Origin of the sequence: Rhodoblastus sp. (genome assembly GCF_041915505.1) — a bacterium.
Taxonomy (GTDB): Bacteria; Pseudomonadota; Alphaproteobacteria; order Rhizobiales; family Beijerinckiaceae; genus Rhodoblastus.
This window is the reverse complement of sequence record NZ_JAYSBG010000186.1, coordinates 1-6,771: the sequence shown is the minus strand read 5'-3', so window position 1 is coordinate 6,771 and position 6,771 is coordinate 1. Positions and strand designations below refer to the sequence as shown.

5 protein-coding genes and 2 pseudogenes are annotated in these 6,771 nt (G+C 63.5%); all 7 read right to left on the bottom strand.

Annotated features, from left to right (window positions below; translation table 11 throughout):
- Window positions 1–309: 309 nt before the first annotated feature.
- Window positions 310–660: pseudogene (locus tag ACE3S9_RS12280) on the bottom strand (transposase); the annotation flags it as partial.
- A 76-nt stretch (window positions 661–736) separates the two neighbouring features.
- Window positions 737–868 (bottom strand): hypothetical protein, encoded by a 132-nt coding sequence (locus ACE3S9_RS12275; RefSeq protein WP_374546746.1) that lies wholly within the window; start codon window positions 866–868, stop codon window positions 737–739.
- 65 nt (window positions 869–933) lie between these two features.
- Window positions 934–1,338: pseudogene (locus ACE3S9_RS12270) on the bottom strand (transposase); the annotation flags it as partial.
- Window positions 1,296–1,493: a helix-turn-helix domain-containing protein gene (locus ACE3S9_RS12265; protein ID WP_374546745.1), complete on the bottom strand. Its 198-nt coding sequence runs from the start codon at window positions 1,491–1,493 to the stop codon at window positions 1,296–1,298. The gene ACE3S9_RS12265 and the pseudogene ACE3S9_RS12270, both read right to left, overlap by 43 nt.
- Before the next feature lie 306 nt (window positions 1,494–1,799).
- Window positions 1,800–2,417, bottom strand: coding sequence for a hypothetical protein (locus ACE3S9_RS12260; RefSeq protein ID WP_374546744.1), 618 nt, complete (start codon window positions 2,415–2,417; stop codon window positions 1,800–1,802).
- Between the two features lie 343 nt (window positions 2,418–2,760).
- Window positions 2,761–5,886 (bottom strand): efflux RND transporter permease subunit, encoded by a 3,126-nt coding sequence (locus ACE3S9_RS12255; RefSeq protein ID WP_374546743.1) that lies wholly within the window; start codon window positions 5,884–5,886, stop codon window positions 2,761–2,763.
- Window positions 5,886–6,771: hypothetical protein (locus ACE3S9_RS12250; protein WP_374546742.1), on the bottom strand; the 886-nt coding region annotated here is incomplete at its 5' end. The genes ACE3S9_RS12255 and ACE3S9_RS12250, both read right to left, overlap by 1 nt.

Below are 6,771 nucleotides of genomic sequence, written 5' to 3'. Positions count from 1 at the left end.
AATGATCGACCATTCCCGATCGGTCAGTTCAAAACGCCGACGCGTCATCAAAGCCCCCAGAATCACAGGGAACCTTGAATCATTCTTTCGCGGTCGCGGGAATCCCGTTTATGAGTTTAGGACCTAGGTCGATTTCAAAGGCGAGAAGCGCTCGAACGAGACGCATGCTTCGACGACGGACCCCGACGCCAGGCTTTATCGCAAAGGCCAGGGCATGGAAGCGAAGCTCGCCTTTCGTAAGCGTCCGGTGACGCATCCTTTGGATTTCCTGGCGATTGGCTGAAGTTACGTCGCTAGAGCGGGTTCGGCTTAAACCGGATCATATCCTGCGGCGGCGAAGAAATTTGCGCATTCCTGCGGCGTGAAAGCCGGAAGGAGTTCTCCGATAACGGTCCAAAGTCGTTCGACCGTTCGCTCGGCGGCCTTGCGCAGGAGCGCCTTGAGCTTGGAGAAGGCCTTTTCGATCGGATTGAAGTCGGGACTGTAAGGCGGCAGATAGAACAGCTTCGCGCCGACCGCTTCAATTGCGGCGCGAATGCCCGGCCGCTTGTGGCTGCCGAGATTGTCCATGATGACGATATCGCCGGGCGCAAGCGTCGGGATCAGAACCTGGTCGATATAGGCTTGGAACCAAACGCCGTTGATCGGCCCATCGAGGACCATACGGCTGGCGTCATGGCTTGAATCCTTCGACTGCTGGTGCCGATGGTGCCTCTTCCCGCTCGCTTGCGTGGCCTCAGGCGGAAATATGGGCGAGCATCAGTTCGTTGACGTTGGCCTCCTTTTCCATCTGCGCCATACGCCTTACGCCGGTGAGCACTTCCGTCTTGGCACCCGCCCGCCCCGGATGTGCGGGCGGGCGTTTCACTTTCAGCCTTCCACGGCCTCGGGCCATCCTTCTCCGGCGAACCGCGACATTAGAGCATCGGGCATTCATTTGAATCCATATCCAGCGGCGTCGAAGTAGTTTCTGCATTCGTCTGGCTCGAAGAGGCTGCAGATATGGCCGATGGCGCGCCAGAGCTCGTTGATTGTTCGGACGGCCCTTGCGCGCAGATGCGCCTTGAGTTTTGAAAATGCCATCTCGATCGGATTGAAGTCGGGGCTATAGGCTGGCAAGAACAGAACCCATGCGCCTCGGGCTTGGATGGCTTTCTCGGCGGCCGGGCTCTTGTGTGCGGCCAGATTATCCATGATGACAATGTCCCCTTTTGTGAGCGCAGGCGCGAGCGTGGTCTCGACGTAGGTCTCGAAGATGATCCGGTTCATTGGCGCATCAATGACGAAGGGCGCGCTCAACCCGTCGTGACGCAGACCGGCGATGAAGGTCTGGGCTTGGGAGCCAGGCTGCCGGTCGCCCCGTAGGCCTTGACCAGATCGATCACGAACGAGGGCGAAACCCGGAAATGCGTCGCCGCCGCCCGGCGCGAGTGACCGGCCTCGACAAAGGCCACAACGCGCTCACGAATATCCTGCGAAAGCGGTCTGGGCATCGCAAGTCACCTCCAACACTAAGTGAATCACAAATGCCCACTCTCGGGAATCCCCCTCGATTCTATTCGAACTCCCGATGCTCTAGATGTGAGCTTGCAATAAGTTGTCCATCCGGGCCTCCGGGAAAAGGTGAAGCTTCGCAACTCCACTTTCCTCGGTCCGGCCCGGATGGACAACCTATTGCAAGCTCACATCTAGCGGGCGTGGATTGGCTATTCCCGGAAATGCCGCTGCGAAGGACAGGATGCCGCCAAAGCGCGGCGGAAGGATGCGTGGTGTACGCCACGCGTTCCAAAAACCTTTGCTCAGCGACCGTCAACGTCGATCCGAAACCGCCTTTGGTTCGCTGGGCCGTCATTCGAGAAACGCAGGCCCAGCGGCCCAGCGGCGAGGTCGGCCTCGTCCCGTCGGCCCAAATAGACATCGAGGCCGCCCGTCCTGTCCGGCTCAGCCGGCGTCTTCGGCGCATCCGGGCCTACCAAGATCGTTCCGTGCGCGCCGAGCCGTGGATCCTCGAAGTGGGCGATCAGCAGCGCAAGATCCTCCGTCCGCGGCGTCGGCGCGGCCCAGGCCAGAAAGCTTTTGACGATGTCGCGCGCAAATGGCGCGTTGCGGCCCTCGATGAAACTCCGTGCGACTGACAATCGAGTCGCGTGGATGACGTCGTCGGCGTCGGTTAGCGCCGCGACTTCGACAAGCGGGCCGAATTCGGCGCTCTCCGGCCGGAACTCGATCCATTGGCCATTGTCGCCGGGGCTCGACACGCCTGTCGGCGCGAGATGAAACCAGCGGAAGAAGTCGCTGTCGCGCTCCTGCGAGAGCTTGCGTCCATCGGACGCAGCCACGGCGCCGCCTGACGCCAATGTCGCTGCGGCGCTGAGAATCCTCGCCGCCCAGCCCAGAAATCCGCGCTTATCGATCACGCCCTCCCGGTTCTGAGAGCTCCGCTAGCCCTGGAAGGATGCATCACGATCCCAGTTTCCATCAAGCGAGAAATCCAGTCGAGACCGCCAGCCAGCGCATCCGTGGCGGGCGTTTCCGCTGTCCTCAGCCTCAGGTGAAGCCGAATTGACGTCAGGCTGAAGCGCTACCATGACGTTTTCGAGGCCGGGCAAGATCCTTCGATCGCCAAAAAGATCGCCAAGACGGCCCGGATCGTCGCCACATTCCTCGATGATCGCGTTGACTTCATCGTTCGTGGCGGCTCCCTGAAACGCCGTCCCTCGCCGAGGAGCGGCAAAGTGCGGAGCCGGCGTAAGCCGCCAATCAGCCGAAACGTCCGAAGCGCAGCGTCAGGGTCGGCAGGACGAGGAGATTGAGCAGAAATGAGCTGAACAGCCCGCCCAGAATGACCACCGCCATCGGCCCCTGAACCTCTCGGCCGGGTTCGGCCATTCCCATGGCCAAAGGCGCCAGCCCGAGCGCGGTGACGAGCGATGTCATGACGATCGGCGTCAGGCGGTCGCCGGCGCCTTTGATCGCCGTTTCCAATCCCCAGGGCAGGCGTTCAACCATGACGAGATGTTCGAAATGGGAAATCATCATGATGGAATTGCGCAGCGAAATGCCGAAGAGAGCGACGAAACCGACCATCGAGCCGATTGAAAGCACCGCGCCGCTGACATAAGCGGCGACGATGCCGCCGACCAAAGCGAAGGGGGCGTTGGCGAGAATGAGAACGAGATTGCGCCAGCTCTTGGTGATGATCGACAGGATCAGCACGATTCCGACGAAAGCCATCGACGCATAAATGGCGAGATCGCGCCGCGCCTGCGCATCGGCTTCGGCCGAGCCGGAAAATTCGACATAAACGCCTTTCGGCAGAGTGACTTTCGCGGCGACGGCCTTTTTCGCCTTGGCGACGAAAGAGGAAACGTCGCCATTGGACACATCCGCCAGCACCGTCACGATGCGGCGGGCGCCGAGATGATCGACCTGCGACCGGCCCGTCGTCTGGGTCACATCCGCGACCTGGCCGAGCGACACAAAGGCGCCGCCAGGCGTGCGCAGCGGCAGTTCCGAAATTTTGGCGACGCTATTGCGGCTGGCCGGATCCAGCACCGCGACGACATTGAAGGCGCGGATGCCGTCATAGACCTGACCGACGACATCGCCCTGAAAGGCCGTCCGGATTGCGCCCATGACGTCGACCGGCTGCAGCCCCCAGCGGATGAGCTCCTCGTCGCGGAGCTTCATCGTGAGCTCGGGCGTCTCCGGCGCCGCGCGCAGGCGCACGTCGCGCCCTCCCGGCACTTGGCCCATGACCTCGGCGATTTTCGCCGCGGCGGCGTCGAGCGCGGGCAATTCATTGCCATAGATATTGACCGCGACCGCCGCTGTCGCGCCAGAGAGCGTTTCCTCCACGCGCTCGGTCAGGAACGGCTTGAGCGAAAAAGTCATGCCGGGGAATTCGGAAAGGCTCTCCCGGATGTCGTGATCGGCCTTGCTCAATTGCGCGCCGGAGAGGCCCGGCTTCAAATCGACTTCGATCTCGCTGGCCTGCGTGCCGCTGGTGTCGTCGGCGAGTTCGGCCCGGCCGACGCGCTGCGAGACCGAGCGGACCCAGGGCAGATCGTTCAGGATATCGGTCACCAGCCGGCCCATGCGCAGGGATTCCGCGATCGAGGTCCCCGGCGCCGCCGTCAGATGCAGCGTGTAATGCCCCTCCTTGAATTCCGGCAGGAAGGCGCTGCCGAACAAAGGCAGCAGCAGCAAGCCGCCAAGCGTCGTCGCCGCCGCGCCCGCCATGACGGCGGTGGGAAAGCGGGTGATTTTCGCGAGCAGGCGTTCATAGGGCTCTCGGATCAGCCGCACCACCGGCGGCGGCTTCTCGGCCTCCGCCGCCGACTTTTTATCCTTGGCAAGCAGGATCATGGCGAGAGCCGGCGTCACGGTCAGCGCCGTGACCAGCGAGGCGATGAGCGCCAGCAGATAGGCAAAAGCGAGCGGCGCGAAGAAACGTCCCGCCAGGCCCGGCAGGGTCAGCACCGGGACGAAGACCAGCATCACGATGAAAGTGGCGTAGACGACGGCGCTGCGGACTTCGAGCGAGGCGTCGAGAATGACCGCAGCCGCCGGGCGCGGCGTCGCTTTCTGGTGATTTTCGCGCAGGCGGCGGACAATGTTTTCGACATCGATCACCGCATCGTCGACCACCTCGCCGATGGCTATGGCGAGGCCGCCGAGCGTCATCGCGTTGAAGGTCATGCCGAGGCTGTTGAGCACGATGACGGCCGCCATCAGAGACAGCGGAATGGCGACGCAGGAAATCGCCGCCGTGCGCCAATCGAACAGGAACAGGAACAGGACGACGATGACCAGCACGCCGCCGAGCAGCAGCGCGTCGCCGACGCTGCGCATCGCCACATTGATGAAATTGGCCGGACGGAACAGGGTCTGGTCGAGGTCGATCCCCTCCTTGTCCAGCGCCGGGCGCAAGGTGGCGAGCGCGTCCTCGACGCGGCGGGTCACCTCGACCGTATTGGCGCCATATTGCGCCGAGATCAGCAGCGCGACGCCCGGACGGCCCATGACCGAGGCGCCGCCGATCGCCGTTTCCGGGGCATTGGCGACCGTTGCGACATCGGACAGCAGAATCCGGTTGGCGCCGCTGGTTGCGACGACAGTCCGCCCGATCTGCTCCGGCGTCACGGCCTGACCGGCGCTGCGCAGATTGATGCGCTGGTTGATTGTGTCGAGAACGCCGGCGCCCTGGATCGCTGTCGCCTTGCGGGCGGCGGCGGCGACATCCTCGACGCCGATCCCGAGGCGGACGAGGTCGTCGGGGCGAATCTGGATTTGCAACGAGCGCGTCTCGCCGCCGAAAACAGCGACCTTGGCCACGCCGGGGACAGCGAGCAGGCGCGGCCGCACCAGCCAATCGGCCGCCGAGCGGACATCCATGAGATTGCGCGTCTTGGACGTCAGGCCCGCGATCAGCACCGTGCTGCTCGACGAGGTCAGCGGCGTCAGGACCGGCGTCCTCACCCCCGCCGGCAGCAAGGGCGCGACGCTGGCGACGCGTTCGGCGACGATCTGACGGTCGAGATAGATGTCGCTGCCGGGCTCGAAGATCACATTGATCGTGGACAGGCCCTGCATCGAGGTCGAGCGCAGGGTGCGCACGCCGGAGACGCCATTGATCGCGCTCTCCAGCGGCAATGTCACCAGCGCCTCGATTTCCTCGGCGGCGAGACCCGGCGCCTCCGTCTGAATATTCACCTGCGGCGGCGAAAATTCCGGAAAGACGTCATATTTTGCGCGGCTGATCGACAGGCCGCCATAGAACAGCAGCAGCATGCAGAGCGCGAGGACGATTTGGCGATAGCGGATCGCCGTCGAAATGATCGTCGCCTGGATTCCGGCCGGGCCTCCGGGACGAACGGCCTCCATTAGTCATCGTCCTCGTCGCGACGCTTATGCGCTTTCGACTCTTCGGTCGCCAAAGCCTGGGCGCCCTCGACGACGATGGATTGCCCGCGCGGCCAGTCGTCCGCCGGCACGATATAGCCGCCGTCGCCCGAGGGAACCGCATCGTCGTCGAGCGGCTGGCGTTCGTAGCGGTCGGCCGCCGCCTTGACATAGATCCACGGCTTGCCCGACTGCCAGACGATGGCCGACGACGGCAGGACGACGCTTGGCTTCGCCTCGCCCTTCGGCACGGAGGCGGTCACGCTCGCTCCGGCCAAAGCGGATGGCGTCGCGGGCAGGACATAGAAATAGCTCGGGCCCGCCAGTTTCGGATCGGTCTGGGTCGCTGGCGAGACGAATTCCGCTTCCGCCGTTTCACCGCCGCCGAAAGTAATTGCGATCCTGGCGGGCGGCTCGGCGACGGCGCCGGGCTGCAGCGTCAGTTGCAACAGGGCCGACTTGCGAAGGATGAGATCTTCAGCGAGCGGCGCATGGGCTGCGATGGCGGGACCAAGGAGCGGCCCCCAGTCTTGCGCCGCAACATTATTGACTGCTTCAACCTGGTCCTTTGCCGCATCAACGGCGGATTCGTCGATCTTCTCGGCGGCCTCGGCCGCCTCGGCCTGCGCAACGGCGGAAGGCGCGACCTTCAGCAAATTTTGCGCCCGCACATTTGCGGTATGAGAGGCGGAGAGCTTCGTTTCCGCCGCCTTGAGCTGTTTCGCCGCGGCGGAAGAGCTGTTGTAAAGCGCCGTCAGGCGGTCGAGCGGCAGGACGCTTCCATAGGCCCGGACGCGTTCCTGATAATCGATTTCCTTCGGCTCGACCGAAATGATCCGTCCCCGCTCCTGATCGTCGGCGTCGAGC